The organism is Bacteriovorax sp. BSW11_IV (assembly GCF_000447755.1).
Lineage (GTDB): Bacteria > Bdellovibrionota > Bacteriovoracia > Bacteriovoracales > Bacteriovoracaceae > BSW11-IV.
The window spans coordinates 19,400-46,354 of the sequence record NZ_AUNE01000030.1 but is presented as its reverse complement, the minus strand read 5'-3'; the positions used below and the strand labels follow the sequence as shown (position 1 = coordinate 46,354).

Here is a 26,955-nt window from a genome sequence, read left to right as displayed (position 1 = left end):
TAGAAATGAAAAATAAAATTGCCTTGATCAATTTTCCAAGTGAACTTGATGTAGGCTTTGATCTTCATTACTATTATAAGATTTATTATCTCAGCACTCCAATTACTGAGTTCGTCTTGACTCAATTTCAAGCGATCATAGTCTTCGATCCCAAAGATGAAATCGACACTGATTCTCTTAACTTTTTTTCAAAAATAAATAAGCTTAACGTAGAAGACTATAAGAATATAAAAAGAGATCCTCTTTTATTTTTAGATAATATCATTGGTCGTGAAATGCTCGTTAATCCTAGGCAGTTTGAAATTCTCCAAGGAAGTGTTGTTAAGAGCAAAATAGATGGTCGATTCGGTCCAGGTCTCGTAAAAGAAGTCATTGATGATTACAACGTCGCCATCCATTTTACGAATGCCAAAGAACTAAAGTTACCTGATACAATTAAATGCCATAAATCAACTCTAAGAGTGATTACTCATATTAAGGAGATTATATATCATGAAAGAAATAAATTTATTTAACGACAAAGGAATTATAACTAAAGAGGCCATTGAAAAACTTTCCATCATCGGAGCGACAGCTTCTTGTGAATGTCCTAAACATTTAATTGATATCCTAAAGGCGGTTCAAGAGTTTACCGAGTATCAAGAGAACTGTATCAACAATACGCCTCAAGATATTCATACCCACGCATGGTTGATGGCAACATCAAAAAACTTAGAACATATGGTTTCGAGTACTATCGTAAATTTGGCGAGGCTAGAGGGTATTATTGATCACAACAATAAAATAATTCAGGAGGATTAAAATTAAAATCCTAATGTCTTCAAAATTGAGAGGCATTGATGGGTATCAATATCTACTCCAACAGAAGGAACTCTTTGTCTAAAGATAGGATCTTCATATCTATTATGGCGACGACCTCTTGATTGGTTTTCATCAAAATTTGAAATATATCGATAAACTGAAAGAATATTATTCTCATCACAGGGTCCATCTTCACACATGTGGGGAGGATTATCTTGGATAAAGATATGGGCCAGTTCATGGGCAATCAGTCTTGATGAACTCCCGCAACCACCACCTTTAAGATTAAGTAGAACATGATCCTTCAACTGTTCTTTAAAATCCATTGGCAAACTTTGTTCAAATTGCACTTTTGGAAATGCAAAACCACAATGTCCTGTTAAATTGGGGACATCAATTAATGTTAGCTCTCTTTTATAATTCAAAAGATTATTTGATTTTAAAAGTTCTACTAACGATGGTTGAAAGTATTTTAATTGAAGGCCTTCATATTCAACGGTCATTGTTTCATTCACAAAATTAATATCGTGAGTAGATGCAATACTTCCTCTGTTGATTTCAAAATCAATATCTATCGAACAAGATCGCTTTACCTGCAAAGAGAAGAATTCAAGACCACGTTTTGCAGTCTCAAAAAATTGTGAATCGCCAGACTCAAAAACACTCACAGAGATCGTTTTTGCATACGCAGGAGAAAGTGCGATAAAAATAAAGACAAGATACTTAATCATCCAATTTTATTAGCATAATTTTGAATAAAGTGAGTCTATTCTGTAATAAATTTACAGAAATTTGAAGGCCTTATGGGAAGCCGTTGTAAAATTCGATTCTTTATTTTCAATAGGATAGAATGAGAATCCCTTTTCTTTTTTAGTAAGGGCCGTAAATTCATTCTCGCTTAGATGAATGACGTAATTTGAGATCTTATACTTTGTAATCGAAGTCTTATATTTTTTTAGGTTATCAACATCAATTTTTTTAGAAAGCTTAGGATATTGTTTAAGAGATACGTCTTCACTCTCAATGATAAAAGTGGGAATTTCAACCTGTCCTGAAAGCCATTCTTTTTCAGACTTCACATAGCCGAGGACTTTATCTCTTTTTTGAACGATAACCCTAAGAAGCTTTAGTTCAAAAAACTTCTCTTTCTTCTTCTCTTCATTCATTACAGGAATGGTATCTACTTTGTTTTCTTTAAACGAAACACAGCTTGCACTCACTGGGCATAAAGTACAATTAGCTTTTCTTGCCTGACAGTAAATACGCCCCAAATCCATTAGGGCCTCATTAATTTTTCGAGGTCCAATTTTTTCCATATTCGGAAGAATCATACCATCATTAAATTTTTGAGCGATCGCTTTAAGAAGCTTAGGCCCCTTTTCGACTTCAATACCATAGATACGAGCAAGAACTCTCTCAAGATTGGCGTCAATTGCAAGAGACACTTCATCAGCACCTATAGCTCTAATGGCATTGGCCGTATAATCTCCTACACCACTGATTGCTTTTAATTTATCTAACTCGAGTGGAATCTTCCCTTTGTAGAGTTCTTCAATATCAATGGCGGCCTTTCTCAAATTTCTGGCACGTCGGTAATATCCTAAACCTTTCCAAGCAATGCAAACTTCTTCTTCAGTAGATTTTGCCAGTTCTTTAGTATTTGGAAATTGCTTTAAGAAGCGATCGAAATGAGAAAGGACAGTTGAAACGGTAGTCTGTTGCAACATAATTTCAGAAACAAGAGTGCCATATAGCGAACGTTTTTTTCGCCAAGGCAAATCACTGTAAGTCCCTTCGGACCAAGTTATCAGTTTTTTTATTGAATCTTGTTTCATGGCAAAGACTATATTTTAGAGACTTTCTATTTGCAAGCTTTACCTAGATCAAGAGCGACCTGTTTTAACTTATCTGATGTCACATCGGCATAATCACCTCCGCGCATAACAGCATCGTTTTCCTCTAAGAAGCTTCTAAGAGAGGGAGAGAGTTCATCTACATCAGTGATAATAATAAGATGTTCTACTTTAGAATCTTGAATCCATTGCTTCATTCGACCTTCATCGTTTAGTCCATGATTAATGCACAATGAATCAAAAGTCCCCATTTGTTTTTTGGAGGTATCAAAAATACTAATTCCAACTTTTTTAGATGAGCAGCTTTTTATAAAATTTTCGACAAAAGTTCGACGAGCACAAAAATTCAAATCAGTTGAAAAGTCTACTCTTCTCATGCTTGAACTTGTATCAACCCAAATTTCTACATCAGAAGGTTTTGTATCTTCTTTTGTGGCCTTTCCACAGAAAATATCAAAGTAATTACCTTTCTCACAATTAACCATATCAACATCCATAGAGTTGATAGTTTTAACTTTTAATTCTTGTGGGGTTTCGTCTTTAATCGGTGAATTATTTTTATTATCTTCATTGGGAATATATCCCAACTGTGGATGAAAACATCCGTCTCCCATAGGCTGACACTCAACATTGAGAGCAAACATTGGACTTGTCATCGTAAATTCTCCAGGCAACATTTCTAAAAGAAGTGAAACCTTTGGAGGAGCGACAAAGAGAACTTCTAACTTTTTAGGAAAAGCATACGTAAAGTTACTTGTCATAAAGAGCGCTAGAAGAATGTTTTTCAACTAATCAATCCTTTCTGGCGGAAGTAGCGAAAGAGCTCATTGCCAAGATCGACAATTAAGTCTCTTCCTTCAATATCAAGATGCAAAAAGTCTGTCATATAGGCCTTTTGTCTTGGAGTAAGTTCGGCCAGTTTATTTTGTAGTGTATCAGCAGAACTTCTGCCCCCTTCATCTGCACGAAAAGGAACAGTTGCTTTACGACCACCAATATTAACGTTTGCGTTTGCATTGCGTGTCCCCACACCCAATGTCGCAATTATCGCAGCATCAAAGTCATTTTCGGTACCAACACTACTCGTCGCTGTTTGAGCAGCGCCCTTCGCGGGAGCACCTTGTGCTTGAGCTTGTTCATTAGAAGGAGCTGGTCCCTCTCTAAATGCTCGTACCAGTCGCAAGAACTGATCCGTATAATCCTCTTCGACAAAATCAGCAATTTCCATAGGAGGAATCGCAAGCTTTGCTACTATTTTAGCAACTAATACATCATCTATGTCCGTTACTTTCATAGACATGAAACGACTCATAGTAGAGACACCAACATCAATCTCATCTGCAAGTTGCTTTTGAGTCGATATGTCACGTAATTTCATATACTTGCTACATACCGCGAGAAAATCTTGCAATTTGTCTTTATCAAATTTCGACATGGAATCCTCCTGCGACGACCTAAGTTACTGAAAACTTGTCATCTCAATTTGACTCACGAAGAAAAATTGCATCGTGAGTGCTTGAAATCCCTATCGGTTTTGCAAAAAAATTCCTTAATGCAATTTTATATCTTGACGCAACGAGTCAGATATTCTATACTCGGTTCAGAGCTACCCATCGGGGGCTCAAAGCACAGGGTTCGGGGGTCACATGGAAAATACATTAACAAAATTCTTCAATCCTATTTACAACCAAGTTCATGACATCGCTCATTACGAGGTAATCGAAAATGAAGTTATTGATGCTCGTGTTCTTAACAAGTTAAGTATTTCTGGTTCTCTCTTCTCTCTCACAACTTTTAATGACGTGACTTTCGAATCTTGTGTCTTTTATGGATCTGTCTTTAAGAATTGCACGTTTTCAGGCTGCAAGTTCTTGAATTGCAGATTCGAATTTGGCGAGATTATTGAATGCGACTTTAGAGCGACAACATTCGATAATTGCTTTTGGGATTTCACAGTTCTTTCTGCTAACGTACTGAATTTATGTAAAATCGACGGTAAGACCTCTTTTTATCTTCATAAAGAGGACAATGAGCTCCACGGTTGTATCCTTGCTGGCCCAGTGAGTTGGGAAGAAGTTCTCAGCGCTCCAGAGGATGAAGTTCCACCAGCAATTCCTGTGGACGAGAATATTTTCTCTCTGTCTGAATACCTAGAAGAGAAGACAAGAACGTTAATGCACATATTTAATTTGGCTTCGTAATACCTGACACAATATCGGTCTGTTTGCTTCAGGGAGTATTTAAGTCAGGCACCATCCTTATACTTAAAGAAGCAACTAACCTTTTTCAGACAAGGAACTACGGATAGTTCCCCTGGACACCTCTCTACCCACTCTTTCGGCCGTGCGGGTTTTTACGAACCCGCACGAGACCTTCTTTAAAAGGGGTTTTTATGATCAGGATTTTAATTTACTCAATCATAAGTTTCATCAATATGTTTTTAGCGCAAAAAGCTTGGGCCTCGGAACACAGAGAAGTGAATATCAAGGCATTCCAAGTTCAAAATATTTCTCTTGGTTTAATAGTTCAGTCACCTTACAACTCGATCGAACAATTGCAGGACGCAACTTTCGATGAGTTCAAAGGAACTTTCTACAAGGAGGTTACTCGCGGCTCTTTTTTCATCGAGTATTCCCAAGAGATATAAGATGAATTATAGTTCGCAGCATGAAATCACAATTTATTCTTTGCCTTACTGTTCCTGGAAATGAAAACCATTTAAAACATGAAATTGAAACACGTTTCAAATTTTTGAGACCAAGTTTTCAAAAGAAGAATTTCATTTCATTTAAGGCCGACAAAGAAATTGGATTAAACGAGCTTGAAAAAATCAATCCCATTTTCTCTCTAAGAACGTCTCTGTTCATTGAGAAAAAATCGAGTGTTGAAATTTCATCACAAGAACATATGATTGAGATTAACGGTGAGCTCAATTCTAATCAAGGCCAGCCTTCGCAGATAGGTGAAACCGTAACAGATATTTTCAAACTATCAGATAAAGAATATTGGATAGGTCAACATATCCACACAAAGAATGTATCGGCCTATCCATTCTCAAACCCAAACATTATTTTACCTGAACACTCTCCTTCAAGGGCCTATCTTAAAATTGCTGAGGCCCTCATTTTAAGTCAGACCGAAATTAAAAACTCTACGATTCTAGAACTAGGAAGTGCTCCAGGTGGTGCAAGTCTTCGCATGCTAGAATTAGGGGCCAAAGTGATAGGAGTTGATCCGGGCCTTATGGATCAAAGTATTTTAGATAATCCCTCATTCACACATATTTTAGATTCCGTTCAAAAAGTGAGTTCAAGAAACTTACCTGAAAATGTGGATTGGCTTGTAAATGATATGAATATTCCTTTTGAGCAATCTATCGAAGAATCTCAAAGACTCATGAAACTTAGAGCGAGAGGATTAAAAGGCGCCTTCATCACGGTTAAACTAAGTAACCCACATATCTTAAAAAAATGCCTTCTTTATATTGATAAGATGAGAAAAGAATTTAAGGAAGTTGTTTGCTTACAACTTCCCTCACATAAAAAAGAATTTCTACTTATTGTTAAAAACTAAGACTTACGAAAAAAGCATCCAAGGGATTCGCGATTTCTTCTCGAAGCTTGTAAGACCATGTGTCCAACTTCGACAGCATTGCGAATTCCAATAAGCTCATCTGTTAAAACACATTTCTTATAAAATTTGCCAATCTCATCTAGAAGCTCATGAAACATAGCATTTGCTCTTCCAAGCCTGTCTGATGTTCTCGTTAAACCAACATAGTTCCACATAGTATGCTTTAAAGTTAACCAGTCTTGATGAATTAGGGCGCGATCTGTGTGCTTTGTTCCATCTTGCCAGTCTTTAATCATATATGAAGGATAAGATTCTTCTGCTGTGATATTTTCAAGAATTTCTTCTGCGGCAATATAACCAAAAGTTAAACCTTCCAACAATGAAGTGGAAGCGAGACGATTGGCCCCATGCAATCCAGTGCAAGCAACCTCACCTACTGCGAATAAGTTTGGAATAGTTGTTTGCCCTTTAAGATTTGTTTTTACTCCACCACAAGTATAGTGAGCAGCAGGAACAACTGGAATGGGCTTTAATGTAATATCAAATCCATTTTCCAAACAGTGAGCGTAAATTGTCGGAAAGCGATTCTTAATCCAATCAGGATCTTTATGAGAAATATCTAGATAGACACATTCATGGCGAGTTTCAATTGTCTCTTCCAAGATCGCTCTTGCCACAACATCACGAGGGGCGAGCTCCATATCAGGATGGTATTTCTCCATAAATCTTTCGCCATTGCAGTTTAGAAGAACTCCTCCCTCTCCTCTAATGGCCTCAGAAACTAAGAATCTTCTATGGGAAGAACTGTTATAAAAAGTTGTTGGATGGAATTGAATAAATTCCATATCAATTAGTTGTGCTCCCGCACGCTTGGCCATGGCATGACCATCGCCTCTTGCTCCTTCAGAGTTCGAGTGGTGCAGATAAATGGCACCAATACCACCCGTAGCAAGAATTGTATTTTTTGCGAGGACTTTTACAACTTGTTTCATTTCTTGATTGTAAACGTAAGCACCCACAACTTTATTTTCTTCATAACGTTGTTGAATTTTAACACCATGGTGAATAGGTGTTAGTAAATCAATCGCCGTATGACGAGTTAAAATTGAAACATTAGGAAAGCGAGTTTTATCTTTTAGATAATTAAGTAATGAAACTTGAATGGCCTTTCCTGTGAAATCACCCTGATAAAGAATGCGCTCTTTTGAGTGGGCGGCTTCTCGCGTGAATTTCAATTTCCCTTCATCTCTTTCAAAATTCGTTTGCGCTTTTTCAAGAAGCATTTCTTCAAGAATTCGCCCCGATCTTTTTGTCAGAATTTTTGCCGCCTCGATATTACAAGAATTTGAAGAGGCCTTAATGATATCTTCGATTAATGATTCATCACCGGCACTAGAATAGATTATTCCCCCCTGTGCCCAGTATGTATTAGTCACATTGGGGTCGGCCTCGCGAGTGATTATCCCGATTTTCAGGTTACTCTCAGCAAGTTTTGCAGCGGACGAAAGTCCCGCTACACCTGTTCCAATAATTAAGACATCAAAGTTATATTCATTCATAATAATTAACGATTATATTTTAGTGAGATATCAACATTAGGAGCACCATTAGTCAGCGCTCCAACACTAATCGCGTCCAATCCTTTAATGAGATAATCATCTAAGTTTGATAGGCGAATTCCGCCAGATACTTCGAAGCTTACGCCAACAGGTTTTAGCTTCACCGCTCTTTTAACCTCTTCAGGAGAGAAATTATCAAGCATAATATGGCGAATGCCTAAAGAAAGAACTTCTTCTAACTCACTCATGTTGTGAACTTCAACTTCGATTGGCGTATAGAAACCTTTCATTGACCTAAAAAATTCAACGGCCTCTTTCACTCCACCAAAGAAACTTTTGTGATTATCTTTAATCATCCAAAGATCTGTTTGTCCAAGTCTGTGGTTGTAACCACCACCAACACGAACGGCATATTTTTCTAAAGAGCGATGCCCTGGAGTTGTTTTTCTAGTATCAAGAATAGCAATTCCTTTATCCTTTGCTCTTGCTGCGAACTTACTTGTATAAGTTGCAATACTAGAAGCATGTTGTAATAGGTTTAGAGCAATTCTCTCACCGGTAAGAGCGATTGCAAAAGGAAGCTGAAAATGAATTTCTGCTTTTTCATCCTTCTTATATGTCTTTCCTTCAAATTTTTTAAAGTAGTCCCAGTCCAAACTTGTATCACCAAGATAGCGAAAGGCCTCAACAAAGTATGGAAGACCGGCCAAGAGTAAATCGTCTTTTAGTTTCAATTTACAATCAACGAGATCGTGTGGAAGGCTGGCCGTGTAATACAAATTTCGGGAAAGATCATCTTCCGAAAAATAAAGCTCTAAGTCTTTTTTTAAAGCATTGCTAATTAAAGGATTCATTTTAAAATCACCATAGATGGTCGTGTTCGTTAGATACCTATATACCTGATATCAAACATTTCAGTCAATTTTTGCACTCTCCCAAGAAGGCCATTTTATGTGCTCAAAAATAACCTTAACTATATCCATAGCTTAGACATAAAAAGGAGTGACACAAGTTGCAAATCTAGTGCGCATGAAATTTTATCTTCTTATTTTTACCATTAGTTTCTATCTCCTGACACTTCACGCAAAGTCATCGGGATTTAAATTTCAATCCCATAAAAGCAAGGCCTCAATTGCCCACGCCTTTATTCTTGGGGACAAGAGTGCCATTTCACGTACACAAAAAAATGATCTCAAAACACTCGGGGCGCTTCACCTTCTTACACCTTCGGGCCTGCATTTAAGTTCTTTCATTGCTCTTTTAAGTTTTATACTCTCTATAACAAATAGAGAAAAATGGAAGATTCCTGCCCTTATTGTATTAGGTATTTTTCTTTTTAGTATTCCAGATTTCTATTCTTTAAAGCGAACTCTTGCGTTTTATCTCTTGGGTTATTTTCTTTATCAATTTAAAAACTTCAAGAATAAATCTCATCTTATTTTTGGCGTAATCTTCATACTCGATTATTTTTTGGGTAGCTACAAATATTCACCATTAAGCTTTACCTTTAGCTTTCTATTTCTTGGAACAATCATTGCCTTAAAAGACGCGAAGAAATGGCAATTTTTTTCTTTCCTTTTTTTAAATCAAGTCCTTGTGAGCTACTTTTTCTTACAGAAATTCTTTATCCTAGGTCCTATCTTTGGCTTTATTCTCACTGGAGTTTTTGGATTTGTATTTCCAATAGGTATCATTGCTTTTCCATTTGATCTCATCACCCCTTATGAACCTAGTAACTTCTTCTTTTCACTCTTTTTAGATTTAGCGCATTTCTTTTCACTCGTGGCCCAAGAGGGGCCACGAGTGATGATCAGTCTTTGGTTTATTGTGTGTATGCTTCTTGGTTTGTTAACACAAAGACTTCGCTGGGCCATACCAATACTAATTTGTTTGGAGGCCCAGCCCCTTTTCAACTTACCTTTAAGTGCTTTTAAGAAAGAACCGACTTACTCAAATTACAAACTCACTCCAGAATCAGAAATTATTAAAGTTGATCAAGTCCGCAGAGGCTACCGTTCATGGCATCCCCATCAAATCAAATGTAACGTAACTCTCTACTCTTATTTTTGGGAGAAAAAATGTAGGATACACAATAAGACAATTTGAAAATAAAAAAGGGCCAAAAGGCCCTTTTTTATTAGTAAGAAAGTAACTTTTTAAGTTCGTTATAAACGTCAGATACTTGTGGCAGAAGTACGTCCTCAGAAGAAGGACAGTAAGCAACGTGAGAGTCTTTTGCAGCAACACGAAGGATTGGAGCATCAAGGTACTCGAAACATTGTTCGTTAACACAAGCAGCGATCTCACCAGCAAAACCAGAAGTTTTAGTCTCTTCGTGACAAACAAGAAGTCTGTTTGTTTTAGAAAGAGAAGTTTTGATCGCATCCATATCGAAAGGAGCAAGAGTTCTAAGGTCAATAACCTCAATTGTCTTACCTGTTTCTTCTTCAATTTTCTTAGCTGCTTCAATTGATTTTTGAACTAGGGCACCCCATGCAACGACAGTTGCATCAGATCCTTGTCTTGCGATACGAGCTTTTCCAAAAGGAATCATATACTCTTCGCCTGGATCAGCAGTTCTATTGTAACCTTGGTAGTAAAGGTGCTTATGCTCTAGGAACATAACTGGGTCATCACCACGAATGGCCGTTCTTAATAGACCAGCAGCGTCTTGAGCATTAGAAGGATAAACAACGCGAACACCTGGAATGTGAGTGTACAAAGACTCTCCACATTGTGAGTGGTACATTGCTCCACCTCTTAGGTAACCACCGATTGGAACACGTACAACCATCGGACACTTGAAGTCTCCACCTGAACGGTAACGAGTTGTCGCCATCTCGTTTTTAAGTTGCATATATGCAGTCCAGATATAATCAAAGAATTGGATCTCAACAACTGGCTTAATTCCTCTCATGGCCATACCGATAGCGCGACCAATGATATTAGCTTCAGCAAGTGGTGAGTTGAAAACTTGTCCTTCTTTTGATGCTCTTTGAACACCAGCAGAAACTTTAAATACCCCACCCTTACCTTTTAGGTTTGGATCATCAAGTTTATGAAGTTCAGAGAAGTCGGCAACGTCTTCACCAAACATTCTTAGAAGTGGGTTTTTAGAGAACTCAGATTTTAAAACTGCGTTGATAGCACCGGCCATTGGCACGTCATCTTTTCCAGAGAATTGTGGAGCAGTTTCAAATTCCGAAGAAGTCATATCTACTTCTTCTGAGTATAGGTGCTTCATTGCATCTGCAGGATCTGGCCATGGTGTCTCAAGAGCACGGTTCATAGCTTCGCGAACTTCAGTTGTTACTTCTTCTAGAAGAGCATCAACTTCTTTTTGCTTCATGATCTTAGCTTCAACAAGAAATTTTGGATAAGCATTGAATACATCTCTTTCTTTCTCATCTGCAAGATCTTCAAGAGTTCTGTACATCCCGTGATCATCTGAAAGAGAGTGAGAGTATGGTCTTGTTACGTGAGAGTGAACAAGAACTGGGCCTTTTCCTTCTCTTAAATATTTTGCAGCGTCAGAGAATGCTTCGTATGATTCGATTGGACAGTTACCATCACATTCAAAAATCTTCAAACCAGGAAAGTTATCAAGACATTTTGAAATTGAACCAGCAGGAGTTTGTACCCATACAGGAGTTGAGATAGCGTATCCATTATCTTCAACGTGGAAAAGAACTGGAAGTTTATTAACACAAGCAGTAGTTAAACCTTCCCAGAATTCACCTTGAGAAGTTGTACCGTCTCCACATGAAGTATAAACGATTTCAGCGTCTTCAACTTTGAATTCAGAAATATCAAGACCGTGGTCTTTGTTCATTTTTTTAAGATAGAGTCCCGCTTCCGCTACACCACATGCTTGAAGGAATTGAGTTCCTGTACATGAAGATTTAGAAACGATGTTAAGCTTTACGTTACCCCAGTGAGCTGGCATCTGACGTCCGTGAGAAGCAGTATCACCAGTGTTACCGTTTGCCTGACAAAGCATTTCGTAAGCTGTTACTCCAAGACCTGTACAAAGAGCTCTATCTCTGTAGTAAGGAATGAACCAATCGTGCTTTGGTTTTAGAACCATGGCCGCAGCAGTGAGAACACCTTCGTGACCTGCACCTGAGATTTGGAAGAAAGCTTTTGATTGTTTCTTCATGAAAATTTCTGTGTCGTCGATTTTACGAGAAACAAAAACATTTCTTAGCATGGAAATCATTTCTTCTTTTCCAAGCTTATATTTTTTAGCAATTTTTAATTTCTTCTCAATGATTTTTTCGCGTGATTCTTTTTTCGCTTTCACTGATTTTCCCTTGGTTTTATCGAGCATAGAAAACCCTCTGTTCTTTTTAAAAAATTTGGGGTTAGCTTACCTAAACTAGGGGATATTGTCTAAGAATCAAAGCTGTGCAGCGAATCAACGCCAACAAAACAAAGCAACTATCCCACTGATATTACATCATGAGACTCGGTGCACGATCATTTTTTTACGGGACAACTATGGGGAACTCCCATCTTCGAATTGACGGAGTCAATCGTGGTTGTACAAAGGTCTAGCGCCTCTTTTAAAGTGTCTTTACCATAAAGGTCTCGCGTGATCTGCTCATAGGCGGCATCGGCCCACATTTGACCACCTTTTGTATTGAGATGAAGCCCATCAGTTGTGTAACGGCCGGCCTTTTTTAACTTGTCTTTAAATGAGTAATCAACTTTATCACCATGACCAGTTGTAGAAATAATTTTGCAATTTGATCCTGCTAGTGCCTTCTCAATTGTACGACGTATTTCTATTTTTTTTTGATCATTCATGTGCTTATAGCCACGCTCAGGCTCTGACCATGTTGGAGTTACCCAATAACATTTCTGTGGTTTATTTTTTAAAGCTTCAAAACTCGCCAATAGAGATTTCGTTCCCTTTAAACTGTCGACATTGTCACCTAATTGAAAAATCACACAATCAACTTCACTTTTTTGATTATGGTGATTGATGGCCGTTTGTGCCCAAGGTGTCCTATCAGAATCATTGAGTGTTACTTGCTCTTTATCGTTATTATTTTTTGAAGGGTGAAAATAAAACTTTCCCTTTGTAAGTGTAGGCGCATACTTTTGTGAGTACTGAGCATTGCCCCAATGTGATGCTCGCGAACTAGGTCTCGCATATGTAAAAATATTCACGTCATCGTTTTTAAAATTCTCTTGAAGTCTTTTTGAAAAGGGAGTTTTTGAAGACTGGCTATCACCAATATGTACACATGTCATATTCGCGGCCAAAACAGGCTGAGAACATATCAGGAAAAGGAATAATTTCTTCATTAGAAACCAGTTGATATAGTCATCGCAAAACGACGATCTTCATTACCTTTATAACCTTCCATGCCGTTATCAACAGCATATGTCGTTAGATCAAATTCTAATTTTCTCGTCTTAATACCTAACCCAGCACTTCCAAAGCCATCACCATATCCAAGGCGAAAAAAGAAAGTGCGAGCAATATCAAGTTCTGAACCAAATGTGATTTTACGCGATGTACTTACATCAGAATATTCACCAGTGAAGTCTTTATAATTGACTTCAAAATGCCAACGAATAACTTTTCCAATTTGTGGTGTTACTGAGAAGCCAAGGTCCATCGTGTTTCTAATGGCATCAGGTTTACCTGCTCCACTTGCATTTCCAAAATCTTGTTCAGTAGCATTGTGCATAGTCGCCGCGAATGTTGGTAACCAAGCAACAGGTAAAGTAATTTTTGTACCAGCATTGATAATTGGTGCTGAGCCTTTTTTATAATCACCTTCACTCAAATCAATTTTTGTATTTGGATCAGATTGAGAAATAATTTCTTTTCTCATTAACCAAGTTACCGAAGCACCAAGTTTAAAAATTCCACCAAAAAGGGAAAGGTTTAAAGCAACGTATGGCCCATGATCTCTTCGCCACGCGTACTCATATTGAGCACCAGGTTCTGAACTTAGAGCGGCCCTTTGTCTAATTGAAAGAAGGTATCCGAAACTAATATATCTTGCGGTAAAGTTTGGCAGAAAATTAAATCGAGAGTGCGAGATATTACCAGGATTATCTTTTAACAACTCTCGCGTTCCATCAATTGAAAAACCTTTAAAAATATTTCCCGCAGCATCTGTGATAGGTCCACCAGCACCCGTTTTCAGCCAACCTTTATTCACTTCAAAGTGAATATTACTTAGGTGAAGATGGGGATAACGAACAGTCCCTAAACCTGCAGGGTTATAATAGACAGACGAACTATCATCCACTTTTGCAACGTAAGCATTCCCCATCGCAAGGGCACGTCCAGAAGTGGCGAGTTCTGGGAAAATGGCATCTTCAAAATCGATTGCAAAAGAGCTAAACGCTATTGCGAGTGACGAAATACCTGTGAATATGAGTCGACTAATACGTGTGCTCATCACCATTATTATAGGAAAAATAAGGGTGGGATATAAGTGAGGCAAAAAAGGGTCTTAAATAAAAAAAGGCCTCCAATCGGAGGCCTTAAATATAGAAAAATTAGTTTCTTCTAGTCTTTCTACCTGGGAAACGATGAGCAAGATTACCTAGGTATTTACCACTGATATTCTTGATCGCTTCGATTCTCTTCTCAGCAAGTAGGTCAGTTGCTCTGTGAACACCAATATTTTGCTCATCAGAGATCTTGAAAATTTCAAGAGTTGTATCATAAATAGTATCAACCATTCTGATAGCTTTATCGTTTGACCAACCTTCGAACTCAATTGATACGTTCATTACACCACCAGCATTGATTAGGTAGTCTGGAGCGTAAAGGATACCTTTTTCTCTAAGGATATCACCGTGCTTAGGCTCTTTAAGTTGGTTGTTAGCTGCACCAGCTACAATTTTACACTTAAGTCTGTTGATTGTGTCATCGTTAACTGTTGCACCAAGAGCACATGGAGCATAGATATCACATTCAACATCGTAAATTTCATTAACACCAACAACTTTCGCGTTTGGTACTTTTTGAAGGAAAAGTTCAATGTTCTTTTCAGAGATGTCACAAACGATAACTTGTGCACCATCATTGTAAAGCATTTCACCTAGGTGACGACCAACTGATCCTGCACCTTGAAGAGCAACAACTTTACCTTTAGTTGAACGGTTTCCGAAAACTTTTGTACAAGCAGCTTCGATACCTCTGAATACACCGCGAGCAGTATATGGAGATGGGTTACCTGAACCACCGTGAATTTCTGCGATACCTACAACGTTTCCAGTTTCAGTAAAGATATGCTCGATATCTTCAACGCTAGTATTAACGTCTTCAGCAGTAATATATCTACCATTTAGAGATTCAAGGAATCTTCCGTATGATCTGAATAGAGCTTCTGATTTAATTTCTTTTGGATCACCGATGATAACAGCTTTACCACCACCAAGGTTAAGACCAGAAACAGCGTTCTTATATGTCATACCCTTTGAAAGTCTTAGAACGTCATCGATAGCTTCTTCTTCAGAAGCGTAGTTCCAAATTCTTGTCCCACCAAGAGCTGGACCAAGAGTTGTGTTGTGAATAGCAACAATTGCTTTTAGCTTGCAGCTTGGGTCACTGAAAAAAATCACTTCTTCGTGGCCGTCTTTGTAAAGTCTTTCGAAGCTTACCATCGGGTACTCCTTTCTCTTATTATTTATGCGTGTTAGTTTTGGTGTTCTTAAGATTTATGACTATCTATCCGATAATCCTTAAAAAACGAAGCAACTTTACTCCTACGAGGAAGACAATCCTATGCCCATCGTGTCAATTACTGCACTCAAAGAAGACGGAAGTACCTGTAATGACGAGGAAAAATCATTCAAGGTCGAAGAAAATGGTGTGATCTACGATGAACTTGAGGCCCAAGGCCTTAAGCTTCCTCATGGCTGCCTATCGGGATCTTGTGGAACGTGTCGTATTCTTGTGATTGATGGGGCCGAAAATCTCAAAGACCCAAGCTTTATCGAACAAGATACTTTGAAATCAATTTGCGATTCTTATCGCAAAGAAAAGGGTGAAGAGTTTCTTAAGGACAAGACAATCAGACTCTCATGCCGAGCTCGTGTTCTTGGCGACGTTAAGATCTGCCCGTTAAAAAAATAGTCTACTGCGCAGAAACACCAATTCGTCTTGCAAGCCTGTAGAGTTTTTCATATTGATCTTTCATATCATCGGCATCGCCAGCACTAAGGTCCTCTCCCTCTTTTAAAACTTGATAGCGATCCTTCGTTGTCATCTTAAAATCATGAATTGCAACGACGGCCTCATCTTCAAAACTTAGAATATTATTTGATTTCTCTATAAGGCCTGATGCACTTTGCTCTATACTGCCGAGAATTTTCTTTTTCTGAGACATCACGGCATCAAAGCTTTTACGATAGGCCTCATCATTATTATAGCGAGCACTGTCATAGGCATTATCGTTTGATCCCATCTTTGGATGGTATCTATCCATATGATCATTCAATGCTTTTTTGTAGCCGAGAAGATCATCGAAATTAGCAAAACGATTAAACTTGGCCCCTTCTTCAAAGGGAAGAGATACAACACCGCGATCGTAATCAATTTTTAAAGTCGTAGTTCTTTTAAATGATTCATCGTGAACAGCTTCAACAACTTTCGTTGCATTGGCCTTAGTTTGTTTTACAACGCCCATAAGATTGTCAAAATTATCGCTAATAATCCTCGCCTCTTTTTCATAGTCAGGAAGCTTAGGAGTCAAATCGTTAATCCCTTTAACAAAAGGTTCTTTATCAAAACGTGATGTTTGCTTATAACCTTTTTTCATATCCCAAAAAATTTGGTTCGCAAAATTATAGAGCTCTTCACTTGATTGATAATTTCTATAACTTGTCGCCCCTAAACTATGCTTTGAATCGGCAACAAACTCGGAGTGATAGGGACTCTCTAATTTATTTTGACTTCTTTGAACTTCGAAAAACCTGTGCTGAAGCTCATGACGAGTTGTTCCCGTTACCTGACTCTCTTTAACAAGGGGACCAAGATCGCTCATTCTTAGGTAAACTCCATAATGTGGATCACTCAACCCCTCTGCTCTATAAATTGTAAGATTGTAGGGATCATAAAATAGATCCATTTGTGGAGTTTCATCAAAAACGGCATCTGTTACTGGAGGACGATCCAAAAGATCGTGTTTTTGCAGTAACAACCACTTTCTTAGTTTAGCATCTGTGTCCTTATAATCACTGACTTTATCTGTGAGCTTCGCTGCAGGAAATCCCATTTGTTTCAATTTTTCTTTATCAATTTTGATGAACATTCTTCCGTCGCTAACAAATTCTTTTTTGAACGGGATACCATTTTCGCGCAACATGATTTCAAATTCAAAAAGGGCCTCATCGTGATATTCGAGTGCTTGTTTTTTTAATTCTAAAAATTTATCTACACCAATCGCCCGCGCCAGTTCTTGATCACCAACAGGCATAGGTTCTCCTGGATGATTCTTTGTCCAATACAATCTAAAAGGGTTCTTCGTTATCAACTTCTCTTCACCAACATTTAAATAAATATTGCCGTCACTTTCTTCTGATCTTATGACACTTCCCTTCGAAGCTGAGCGAGGGTTTTCAACTTTTGCTACACCTTTAGCTTTGCCAATTTTACTAAAGCCTGGAGAGACAACATCTAATAAAGAAAAGTAGCCGTTAAGGGCCAACTCTCCCTCTCTATCAATAATTTTATTCTGATCAATTATGCCTGCATGAACCAGACCTTTGTCGAGTTGCAGATTGTGATAACTCGTATATGTTTCATGAATACCATAAGCGCCAAAACCAATCCCTCCCGCAATGGTGGCGGCAGCGAATACACCGCCAGGAATAAAGCTCATCGCGATGAGCCCTCCACCAGCAACAAGAAGACCCCAATTTGCTTTTGGATTTTCAGGATTGTCTTGAATCAATTTACAATGGGCCATTTGAAAGAGCAGACTATTACCATTTTTAATTTCGTCTTGATAAAGAGAGGTCATCAGCATCGGATGGTTATGAAGTTGATCAATATTTCCATCACAAAGTTCTGCCATTGAATTATTGAGATCAACAAGAGACTGCGCTTCTTTCGCCTCAAATAAATAGGACAGTTTTTTTAAATCTTCATCATTAGTGATCTTCTCTTTATTCTTTTCTACAAAGGCGCTAATCCTTTCTATAGACTCTTGCCCGTTAATTGATGAACTGCGATCACGAATAAGCATATTCTGATTATAGGCATACTCTTCAGTACTTATTTTCGATACAAAATGTTCTTTAAGCTTTTCTTGTAACTTAGAAGGCTTCAACTCTCCCGTAGGGTATTGGAAGATATTCTTTCCTCTTTCAAATAGATTAGGAAAAGAGCTAGATAGAACAATGAGTTCTTGATTCAAGCCATCAATCTTATTTTGAAGACGTTGCTTTTTCTCATATGCTTCACGCAACTTCGTTGCCTCTTCAACGCTTCTCACATTTCTCGGCACAACGATTTTGTTCATTTCATTTTTAAGATCATTCATTTCTTTAAAAATTGAATCTGTAAAAAGTGATGCATGAAGAACACTTTTAACGGCTTCAACTCTTAGATTTTCTTTATCCGCAGATATTTTTCCATTTGAAGCCTTCGGAATATTAATTCCTCTTTGTGATAAACATTGCTTCACTTTGTAATTTAGCTGAACTGGTTTTTCAGTCGGGAAGTTATTCAACTTTTCATTATAGAGATTACTCAAAGCGAGTAACGCCCGGTCTGCCATCTTTTTTTCTAAGATTGTTCTATATTTATCGACTTGATAATCGCTAAAATTTTCTGCAAAACTCATTAAATCTTTTGCGGAACTATCACTTTGTTTTTCTAAACAGATCGTAACATTAGAAACGATTTCATCTTCGCGTTCAGTACAATAACTTGGCAAAGCAAGTACCTGATTCGATAGAATTAAGAAGATTGATGAAATGAAATATACCCTACATTTTAACATAGGGTAATTATCGGATATTTTTAGATTTTTCTTAGAAAAAAGACTTAAGCAATTGAAATCAAATGACAAACATTCTTATAATTCGCCTATTTTTTGTGTTTTCTAGGCCTAGAACATAATTTTTATTGCAGGGTTTATCTCTTTAAGATCTCTACAAAAAGCATCCAAATCCTTTGGAGAAATTAGTGCCATCATAACATCCATGGAGTCAGCTATTCTAATGCGGTCAAAGGATAATGCAGGAGAAGATAATAAAGATGAAGACTTTTCAATTGATCCTATTTCTTTGATTGAAAAGGTTTGCTTAATGAAACTAATTTTAACAATCAAATTTTCACCATCAATAATATAGCGAATATTACATATAAAAATATATAAGATTGATGTGAACAAAAAAGAAAAGACTGATACCCAAAAATTTGAAGTAAGCTCAGGCCTATTAATCTCAGTGGCCACACTCAAGGCAAGAATAAGAAAAGGAATCGATAAAAGCACGATCATACTTTTATCGACTTTTGATTTATAGACTTTCATCTGCGTCCCGCACGAAGTTTTCTATTAATATCATCAGCAGAATCAACCGCCATGTCCCATGCAGTATATATTTGTTTCTTAAAACCTGCACGGATATCACCTGCCGCATAGAAATTCTCGACACTACTCATTCCTTGCGGATTTGTTGTAATGAATCCACGCTTATCAACTTCGGCATTTAGAGAAAGGGCAAGTTCGTTATAAACAATCATTCCCATGGAAACGAAGGCAAATTCACATTTATAATCACCATGATTTTTCAAAGTGAAAGATGAGAATGTTCCACTTTTTCTGTCACCATTAATTTCTAGAATTTCATCATCGAGATATTTGATGTCATATTTTGTCATTAGAGCTTTAACGTCGTCACTAAATGAACCTTCATTGTTATGACTAATCACTGCCATTGAAGGATTGTTATAACGCTCTTTAAGCATGATCGCGACCCAAGCGGCACCGTCACCATTACCAATAATTGCAGTATTTTTCCCAAGTGTGTGATGGCCATCACATCTTAAACAGTAATCAATCGACTGAGCATTGGCGTAAGGAAAAACGGGGTCCATTGAGCCTTGGATATGGGGCTGAACATCCATTACGCCAGTACAAAGAATTACATACTGTGCAAGATAAACGAAATCCTGATTATCTGTGAGAACAAAGATGTTATCAATTCTCTTTTCAATTTTTTTGATACCACGATTTTTATGCCAATGGAAAATTGAAGAGAACTCACTCTTTGCTAACCAATCAAGTGATTCTTTATTAGGTTCTTCAATTCCTTTTCTGTATTTTTGATGTCCTGGCATGTTGTCGACTTTTGCAACCCAGAAAGCACGAGATTTTTTCTTATCTTTTGGTGAACCCGGAAAAAAAAGGGTTTCATCATTATTTAAAACAGTACGAAGTACTGCCATTGTTCCAGCAGAGCCGCCACCGATAACAGCGACAGGATATATTTTTTCAGACATTGCCGTCTCCTTAGAAAACTATTCCCTCTTAGGATAAGACAATTGCAAACCATCGACCAGTGTTTTTCAAAAAGCTTCTCTAAGGTGCGATAATCCCATATGTTGCACTACCACCTAAAAAGATTTCAGAAAATTTAATTCCGCGATCAAATAAGAGAGGATCAGTTCTCGAACTATAATATTCGTCAGGATAAACACCTGTTTCATTACCGTCGTTATATCCAAAGCAATACATTTCACCTGTACCGCTTTCAAGACCACAAGTATGCCACCCACCTGTTTTAATCACAGACCAAGAAATTCCACCTTGAACAAGTCTTGGTTCAGGAGTATTGGAAAATGATCCTGTTGCCCCATTGCTTCCACTTCCCCAGCAGTAGGCATTTCCATCTGGCCTTAGTGCACACATATGATCACCTCCAGAATCAAGAGAGCTCCATGTTCCTCCTCCCGAAACTTTCACAGGTGTCGACTGATCCACATAACTTGCATCATTTCCAAGTTGGCCTCGATTATCTCTTCCCCAACAATAAATTTCATCAGTCGTTGTAAGTCCACACGAAGTATTGTCTGCAACGGCAATATCTTTAAATGTTAGGCCTCCTGAAACTGCAGTTGGCGTAGGTCCTGGTGTAGTTGTACCTGTCGCAATACCATTACCAAATTGACCATAGCGATTATAACCCCAACAGTATGCCGTTTGATCTGTTCTAATGCCACAGACATGGTTATATCCAACATCTATTTTAAGCCAACTGTGTCCACCAACGACAAGATTTGGCTCATGAAAAATGGCCGTGGCATCCCCGCTTCCAACTTGTCCATAATTATTGCGCCCCCAACAGTAGCCAACATTTGCTAGCGTAACACCACAAACAGTTTCGCTTGTCGCACTAATCTCTAACCATTTATATCCACCGTTTACTAAAACGGGATGTGAATGAGGGCTTGTATCTCCAGCACCATTACCAATTTCACCATAGTTATCATCCGCAGCGCAATAGAGATCATCACTAGAGTCAATTCCACAAAATGAAATATAACCGCCAGCTATTTTTTTCCAAGTTCGATCCCCAGGGATTTTTTTAGGAATAAATACAGTTGATGAATACAAACCATTTCCCATTTGTCCCCAGTTGAAATACTGACCCCAACAAAAAGCGCGGCCCGTAGAAGTGACACCGCAAGACATATATGCACTTCCCGCCATTGAGGCCCAATCATATCCTCCAACAACAAGAGTAGGAAGAAGTTGATCGGCAACGTCTCCGTTTCCAATTTCACCTTCTTCACCTTCGCCCCAGCAAAACATTTGGTTAGTTGTATCTAGGCCACAAGTATGTCGACCTGTAACAGAAACATCTTTCCACACATGAGTACCTGCAACTTTTACGGGAACAGGAGAACTTGCTCCTGTTCCATCGCCAAGATTTCCATTATTACTAAAATCAGATCCCCAGCAATAAATTTCGCTAGCATTTGTTAGTCCGCATGCATGAAAGTGATACATTTCCAATTTTGTAAAAGTATGGCCACCAGCAACTGCGGTAGGAGAATAAGTATCAACACTATTTCCATCACCTAGCACATGATTGGAGCCCATTCCCCAGCAATAACCTGCACCAGCGAGAGTTAATGCACATGAAGAATTTACTCCTGCAGATATAGATTTAAATTTTGTTCCACTACTGACTTGAGTAAGACCTGTTATCACAGTTGTATTATCACCCATTCCAATTTGACCGAAATGATTTCGCCCCCAGCAATAAAGATCATCAGTCATATTGATAGCGCAATAATGTGTCCCTGATGAAGCAGAAACCATCTTCCACTTATGGCCACCGGGCACAAGAGCTGGAACGTAAGAATCAACTTGTGTTCCATTGGCGAGTTGGTAGTAGTTATTATCTCCCCAACAATAAAGATCATCATTGCCATCAATCCCACAAACTGAACGAAATCCGACGGCCGCATCTTTCCAAGTTTTTTTGTAATCTACTATTTGTGGGAGATAAGAAGGCACAGCTAGTCCATTTCCAATGGCACCATAATAGCTTTGTCCCCAGCAATAAAGTTTTGCTTGTGTGGTAATTCCACACGACATCATTTCACCACCAATAATTTTCGACCAAGTAAACATACCAAGAACTTCTGTGAATTCATTCGGAACAAGTGACTTGAATTTGTTTTCATCATAAACATCTGCAATAGTTCCAACATCCCAAACCCCTACAAAATAACCATTACCAGTACCAAAACCGTAGGCCATCGCTCTTAAAGAATGCTCTGCTGAAACAATTGTTCCATCACCAATATAGATATTACCCAAATAGTACCCATCGCTTGAGCCATTGAGTTGAACATCAACTGTACAGGTATCACCTGGGTTTAAAACAACTCCTGTACATGTATCGTTGGCCACTTGAAAATCTGTCGATCCATAAATCACTGGAGCTTGTAATACACCTGTGGCCATCCCGCCTGAATTTGTAAGAGTAATTGTCTTTGCTGTTCCAGGACCAACTCCTGATTGATTGAGAATTGTCGAAGTCGTACTTCCAAGAGTAAGTGATCCAGTTAAGGACAATGTCGTAAAAGTTGCCGATTGAGTTGAACTCACGTTACCAGCATCGTCTATTGCCCTAACTTCAATGCGATAATCAGTTGTAGACTCTAAAGAGAGACCACTAACAGCAGATCCCTTTACGAGAGTAATCCAATCTTGAACAACTGTTGAACCTGAAACTTTAACGACTCGTACTTGATATCCACTAAGTGAAATATTATCTGTAGCATCTGTTGTCCATGTTATCGTGGGACTTGTCGATAAACTCGCAGGCACAGCTCCTAGAGAAAGAGCAGAGGTCGAAGAAGGATTTGTAGTATCTAAGACAATTGACTTACTAACAGAGGGAGTTGCAATATTTTCATCTCCATCTGCAGTGTAGATATAAACTGTTTTAGAACCATCCCCTCCAGACAAGGTTAATGTAGAGGGAAAAGTCGTCACCCAATTTCCACCAGCACAGCTTCCGTCATCAGTATTTAAAGGAGCGGTTGGTTGAGTTTCGCTGATACAAAATTTAATTTGATCAGTGCCGCCAGTTTTTACAATATCTATACTTGAATTATTTGTGTGAGTTTGCGAATTAGTTGATGTATCAGAAAGAGTGAAGGAGAAAGAATCAGAACCTGAATCAGGAAGCTCACTTCCTCCTGCACTTTTGATATCACTTGCTATATCAACAATGATCTTTGGATCTTGAATACAGCCGACGAGAAAAAATAAAAACGTAATTAAAAAAACCTTCATGTAACCACCTACTAAAACCACTGAGTCACTAATCGGGTTTTTTATTTAGGTCTTAATTAATTGAAGGCTTAAATCTGTTTTAATATCAAATACATAAGAAAATACTCTAAAGAAAGGAGGCCATTTTAAATACAACCCTCCGAATTCATTAAAGAACCTCTGTTTATGAGAATTAAATGATTTTGTTTTCACGAATCAAATTTTTCATCGAAGATTCAATTTCAAAAGTGATCATTTCAATCAATTTTAACTCTCCAGACACTTGCTCTTGAAAAAGTTGAAGCTGATCTAAAATATTTTTTACATCAGAATCTCCACCAATGCGGTTAAGCTCAATTCTGCCACTGAGTCTAATTAAGTCTAAAGCAATTAAATGGTTTCGCAGTTTTTGGGATATTCTTGAAAAGCTAAGAATGAGTCCATTGATTACTGAAATACTATCCAATGCTTCATTTTCATATTTACGCTCTAAAGGCCCAAAATATTCAAACTCTTTTTCAACATCGCAGTACTCTACTTCTTTATTCTCTTTAAATTTAGACACAATTTCTTTTACTAGAAAGTTTGCTGAAACGAGAAAGAGACAACCAAAGAGATTTTCATCAACCTTCAATGCTTCCTCTTCAAAGTGCTTCATGTGAATTTTTATTTCTTCAACTAGTTCTTGATACTTTTGCGAAACAACGGTGAAAGTCTTCACTGATGTATCGAGGTGACTTGATAGGATATCAAGATTTAATGAGGCCCACTTATTATCGTCATGATATGAAAATATTTTTTGAACACCTTCTTTGAGATCAATGCGATTTTGCAGCAATGAAATCATCTCCCCATAGGCCTTGGCATTTTTTCCTTGAATCAGATTATTTCGAGATTGAAGTTCTTGAATCAAAACTTGAGTCATAAAACTTTGATAGTTTTCAAAACCATTCTCATTCAATCTTTGAACTAAAATCTTTAAAGATTCTTCCTGAGAAGATGCCTTCTCGATTACAACAAGCTCTTCGTAAATAGAAAAAATAAAATTAAATTTCTCACTTGTAGGCTTTATGCGAATTGAAATATAACTATCGCTGATTGGTAGCGCGAGCCCAAAAACCCAATAGTAACTACCGTCTTTACATTTATTTTTTACAAAAGCACCAATTGGTCTTTTGGCACGAATCTCCTGCCAAAAATAATAAAAAATCGCCTTTGGCACATCTGGATGTCTAAGCACCTTATGAGGTTTTTCAATGAGCTCATCCCACTCGTAACCACTTATCTCTCTAAAAAAATTGTTACCAGCTTTAATTACTCCACGTTCATCAGTTCTTGAAAAAAACATTTCCCTTGGATCAAAATCGATCTCACCAAATCTCTCAAAACTTCCCACAGCATCTCCCTTTTATGCCATATTTTATAAACGATATTTAGATTTAGCTCATCAACAAATTTCCATGATTTTAATCACAAAGATTTGAATAAACTATGAAATTAATTTTTAGAAGAATTTTTAATTCAATGAGTTTTCCAAAAAAAGAATAACGAGATAGCGTGCAAATTTTCCAAGAGTTAGAAAAAGAGCTACTCGATAAAATGAAACTTTCATAATACCTAAGCTAAAGGCGATGACATCGCCAAACACAGGTAAAAAGCAAAAGAAGGCCAAGAACTCTTGGTGCTTTGTTGTGTACTTTTCTACTTTTGAAAGAGTGGACTCTTTTATGCCAAGATATTTTTTGGCCCATTCAATTTTTGCCAGATGGCCAATCCAATAATTGAAAAGTCCCCCTAACGAATTACCAACAGTCGCAACGATTAGGGTAAGCCATGCGGGATTTGATTTTAAAGCATAATAAAAATGAGCTTCAGATGATAAAGGAAGAAAAGTGGCCGCAAGAAAACTCGTTAGGAATAAACTTGGAAGGCCACTTAGTATTGTCATTACTTAGGAGAAGATTGCTCTTCTTGAACTTCACGACGTGAGAAGTAGTGTTTCTCTCCATCAACATCGCGAATCCTAACTTCACGGATTTCATAATCATCAACACGAGTAAGGTCAAAACTCAGACCTTCCCATACGATGATTTGTCCTTGCTCAGGGAAAGTATTCCCAAGCATATCAAGGATAAATCCAGCAAGAGTTGAATAGTTATCATTAAGTGGAATTTTAATATCGTAGTCATTATAAAGCTCACGAAGTGAAGTTGTTCCTTCAACAGTGATACCTTGTTCTAGGTCACTTTCTTCGTATTCTTTTCTTACGTCTTCTTCTTCAACGTCGTGCTCATCTTGAATCTCACCCATGATTTCTTCAATAATATCTTCTAGAGTGATGACACCAACGATGATTCCGTTTTCATCTTTAACAAGTGCCAAGTGAACTTTCTTTCTGTTCATATGATCGAATACGGCCTGAATCTTCATGTGCTCGTAAACGAAAAATGGCGCCTTAAGAACTGTCAGAAGATCAAACTCTTTTTTGTCCTCATCAGTTACAAAGGCAAGATCTTTAACGTGAAGGAAGCCCTTCATATTTTCAAGTTCACCGTCACAGACTGGGTAACGAGAGTGAGTATCTCTTTTAACAACATCGAGAACTTCTTCATAAGTACTCTTGGCCTGAATGTACTTAATTTCCATCCTAGGGATCATAATGTCTTTTACCTTAATCGTGGGAAACTCCAGAATTGAGTTTAGCAGATCAAGTTGCTTTGAATCGATTGTATTTTCTTTCTCAGCTCTTTGAACCATATACTCAATATCATTTTTTGTTACGATACGACCGGCAAGTTGAGCATTTTCTCCAAGAATTGTGTGAATCACCCAAACCATAATTTTTACGATTGGATAAATCACATAATACATGGCCTGAAGAACGCGAATAACAAATACCGATAATCCTTCAGCATGAGTTCTAGCAAAAGTCTTTGGCATAATTTCACCAAAAACTAGAATTGCAAGAGTTGTGATCCCTACTGAAATCCCAATAGCATTATTATCGAAGATGCGTGAGAAGATTACTGTTGTTAAAGATGAGGCCAAGATATTAACGATGTTATTTCCAACTAGGATTGTCGTTAAAAGTTCACTTGGTCTTTCAACCATAAATTGTAGTGCGCGACCTTTTGATCCACCGGCGTCAATAAGCTGCCTTGCTCTATCGATATTTAGAGAAAGCAGTACGGCCTCAGAACCAGAAAAGAACGCAGACAAAATAAGACATAAAACTAGAGAAAAAATCTCTAAACTATCTATCTCCATTTGGGCGATCCTGAAATGTGATTAAATGAATTATAGGGAATAATTTGAATTGAATGCTTTTTAAAATAAGCAGTTAAATAATCCGGAGGCTTTATAGCGTGTATCCTTGATGAAGTTAATAAA

At 37.8% G+C, this 26,955-nt stretch carries 24 protein-coding genes; 7 read left to right on the top strand and 17 right to left on the bottom strand.

What is annotated here, in order from left to right; genetic code table 11:
- The first annotated feature begins 5 nt into the window (after nt 1-5).
- Complete coding sequence (locus M899_RS08675; protein ID WP_034728605.1) at nt 6-515, top strand: hypothetical protein; 510 nt, start codon at nt 6-8, stop codon at nt 513-515.
- Complete coding sequence (locus tag M899_RS08670) at nt 493-801, top strand: hypothetical protein (RefSeq protein WP_021271071.1); 309 nt, start codon at nt 493-495, stop codon at nt 799-801. Before M899_RS08675 ends, M899_RS08670 begins: the two co-directional genes overlap by 23 nt.
- Nucleotides 802-803: 2 nt before the next feature.
- On the opposite strand, the gene M899_RS08665 is transcribed toward M899_RS08670, so the two are convergent.
- From M899_RS08665 to M899_RS08650, 4 genes are read right to left on the bottom strand one after another with little or no spacing between them, the layout of a single operon-like run.
- Nucleotides 804-1,532 (bottom strand): hypothetical protein, encoded by a 729-nt coding sequence (locus M899_RS08665; RefSeq protein WP_034728603.1) that lies wholly within the window; start codon nt 1,530-1,532, stop codon nt 804-806.
- Between the two features lie 51 nt (nt 1,533-1,583).
- Entirely contained in the window at nt 1,584-2,636 is a 1,053-nt protein-coding gene (locus M899_RS08660; protein WP_052610333.1) for an A/G-specific adenine glycosylase, read from the bottom strand.
- A 26-nt stretch (nt 2,637-2,662) separates the two neighbouring features.
- Nucleotides 2,663-3,442 (bottom strand): hypothetical protein, encoded by a 780-nt coding sequence (locus tag M899_RS08655; protein WP_021271084.1) that lies wholly within the window; start codon nt 3,440-3,442, stop codon nt 2,663-2,665.
- The gene (locus M899_RS08650; protein WP_021271099.1) at nt 3,439-4,089 is read right to left on the bottom strand and encodes a hypothetical protein; all 651 of its coding nucleotides are present in this window, start codon (nt 4,087-4,089) and stop codon (nt 3,439-3,441) included. Before M899_RS08650 ends, M899_RS08655 begins: the two co-directional genes overlap by 4 nt.
- A 211-nt stretch (nt 4,090-4,300) precedes the next feature.
- On the opposite strand from M899_RS08650, the gene M899_RS08645 reads away from it, so the two are divergent.
- The 3 genes from M899_RS08645 to M899_RS08635 all read left to right on the top strand — a co-directional run bounded on the left by M899_RS08645 (nt 4,301) and on the right by M899_RS08635 (nt 6,227).
- On the top strand, nt 4,301-4,855 hold the full coding sequence (locus M899_RS08645; RefSeq protein ID WP_021271079.1) for a pentapeptide repeat-containing protein: 555 nt from the start codon (nt 4,301-4,303) through the stop codon (nt 4,853-4,855).
- Between the two features lie 191 nt (nt 4,856-5,046).
- Complete coding sequence (locus M899_RS08640; RefSeq protein WP_034728601.1) at nt 5,047-5,301, top strand: hypothetical protein; 255 nt, start codon at nt 5,047-5,049, stop codon at nt 5,299-5,301.
- Nucleotides 5,302-5,321: 20 nt separating this feature from the next.
- On the top strand, nt 5,322-6,227 hold the full coding sequence (locus M899_RS08635) for an SAM-dependent methyltransferase (RefSeq protein ID WP_021271090.1): 906 nt from the start codon (nt 5,322-5,324) through the stop codon (nt 6,225-6,227).
- Here the strand turns inward: M899_RS08635 and M899_RS08630 are convergent.
- Together M899_RS08630 and nadC are read right to left on the bottom strand one after the other, a co-directional pair.
- On the bottom strand, nt 6,224-7,786 hold the full coding sequence (locus M899_RS08630; protein ID WP_021271088.1) for an L-aspartate oxidase: 1,563 nt from the start codon (nt 7,784-7,786) through the stop codon (nt 6,224-6,226). The genes M899_RS08635 and M899_RS08630 overlap by 4 nt on opposite strands.
- 5 nt (nt 7,787-7,791) lie before the next feature.
- On the bottom strand, nt 7,792-8,640 hold the full coding sequence (gene nadC, locus M899_RS08625; RefSeq protein WP_021271092.1) for a carboxylating nicotinate-nucleotide diphosphorylase: 849 nt from the start codon (nt 8,638-8,640) through the stop codon (nt 7,792-7,794).
- A 175-nt stretch (nt 8,641-8,815) separates the two neighbouring features.
- Between nadC and M899_RS08620 the strand changes: the two genes are divergently transcribed.
- Complete coding sequence (locus M899_RS08620) at nt 8,816-9,892, top strand: ComEC/Rec2 family competence protein (RefSeq protein WP_021271108.1); 1,077 nt, start codon at nt 8,816-8,818, stop codon at nt 9,890-9,892.
- 31 nt (nt 9,893-9,923) lie between these two features.
- Here M899_RS08620 and M899_RS08615 read toward each other — a convergent pair whose 3' ends face one another.
- From M899_RS08615 to M899_RS08600, 4 genes are all read right to left on the bottom strand, one after another.
- Nucleotides 9,924-12,116 (bottom strand): alpha-ketoacid dehydrogenase subunit alpha/beta, encoded by a 2,193-nt coding sequence (locus M899_RS08615; RefSeq protein WP_021271050.1) that lies wholly within the window; start codon nt 12,114-12,116, stop codon nt 9,924-9,926.
- A gap of 149 nt (nt 12,117-12,265) precedes the next feature.
- Nucleotides 12,266-13,099, bottom strand: coding sequence for an SGNH/GDSL hydrolase family protein (locus M899_RS08610; RefSeq protein WP_034728599.1), 834 nt, complete (start codon nt 13,097-13,099; stop codon nt 12,266-12,268).
- Nucleotides 13,099-14,211, bottom strand: a complete 1,113-nt coding sequence (locus tag M899_RS08605; protein WP_034728597.1) for a hypothetical protein — start codon at nt 14,209-14,211, stop codon at nt 13,099-13,101. Before M899_RS08605 ends, M899_RS08610 begins: the two co-directional genes overlap by 1 nt.
- A 100-nt stretch (nt 14,212-14,311) precedes the next feature.
- Complete coding sequence (locus M899_RS08600; protein WP_021271056.1) at nt 14,312-15,424, bottom strand: Glu/Leu/Phe/Val family dehydrogenase; 1,113 nt, start codon at nt 15,422-15,424, stop codon at nt 14,312-14,314.
- 121 nt (nt 15,425-15,545) lie between these two features.
- Between M899_RS08600 and M899_RS17690 the strand changes: the two genes are divergently transcribed.
- Entirely contained in the window at nt 15,546-15,896 is a 351-nt protein-coding gene (locus tag M899_RS17690) for a 2Fe-2S iron-sulfur cluster-binding protein (protein WP_021271106.1), read from the top strand.
- A 1-nt stretch (nt 15,897) separates the two neighbouring features.
- Here the strand turns inward: M899_RS17690 and M899_RS08590 are convergent, their stop codons facing one another.
- The 7 genes from M899_RS08590 to M899_RS08560 all read right to left on the bottom strand — a co-directional run bounded on the left by M899_RS08590 (nt 15,898) and on the right by M899_RS08560 (nt 26,832).
- On the bottom strand, nt 15,898-18,768 hold the full coding sequence (locus M899_RS08590; protein WP_155897161.1) for a hypothetical protein: 2,871 nt from the start codon (nt 18,766-18,768) through the stop codon (nt 15,898-15,900).
- A 108-nt stretch (nt 18,769-18,876) separates the two neighbouring features.
- On the bottom strand, nt 18,877-19,302 hold the full coding sequence (locus M899_RS17685; RefSeq protein ID WP_021271069.1) for a PH domain-containing protein: 426 nt from the start codon (nt 19,300-19,302) through the stop codon (nt 18,877-18,879).
- The gene (locus M899_RS08580; RefSeq protein WP_021271070.1) at nt 19,299-20,273 is read right to left on the bottom strand and encodes an NAD(P)/FAD-dependent oxidoreductase; all 975 of its coding nucleotides are present in this window, start codon (nt 20,271-20,273) and stop codon (nt 19,299-19,301) included. The genes M899_RS17685 and M899_RS08580 overlap by 4 nt, the downstream gene beginning before the upstream one ends.
- Nucleotides 20,274-20,352: 79 nt before the next feature.
- On the bottom strand, nt 20,353-23,586 hold the full coding sequence (locus M899_RS08575; protein WP_021271065.1) for a chromosome condensation regulator, RCC1 repeat-containing protein: 3,234 nt from the start codon (nt 23,584-23,586) through the stop codon (nt 20,353-20,355).
- Between the two features lie 172 nt (nt 23,587-23,758).
- Nucleotides 23,759-24,961, bottom strand: a complete 1,203-nt coding sequence (locus M899_RS08570) for a PAS domain-containing protein (protein ID WP_021271098.1) — start codon at nt 24,959-24,961, stop codon at nt 23,759-23,761.
- Between the two features lie 120 nt (nt 24,962-25,081).
- Nucleotides 25,082-25,513, bottom strand: coding sequence for a YqaA family protein (locus tag M899_RS08565; protein WP_021271086.1), 432 nt, complete (start codon nt 25,511-25,513; stop codon nt 25,082-25,084).
- The gene (locus M899_RS08560; RefSeq protein ID WP_021271064.1) at nt 25,513-26,832 is read right to left on the bottom strand and encodes a hemolysin family protein; all 1,320 of its coding nucleotides are present in this window, start codon (nt 26,830-26,832) and stop codon (nt 25,513-25,515) included. The genes M899_RS08565 and M899_RS08560 overlap by 1 nt, the downstream gene beginning before the upstream one ends.
- Nucleotides 26,833-26,955: the final 123 nt, after the last annotated feature.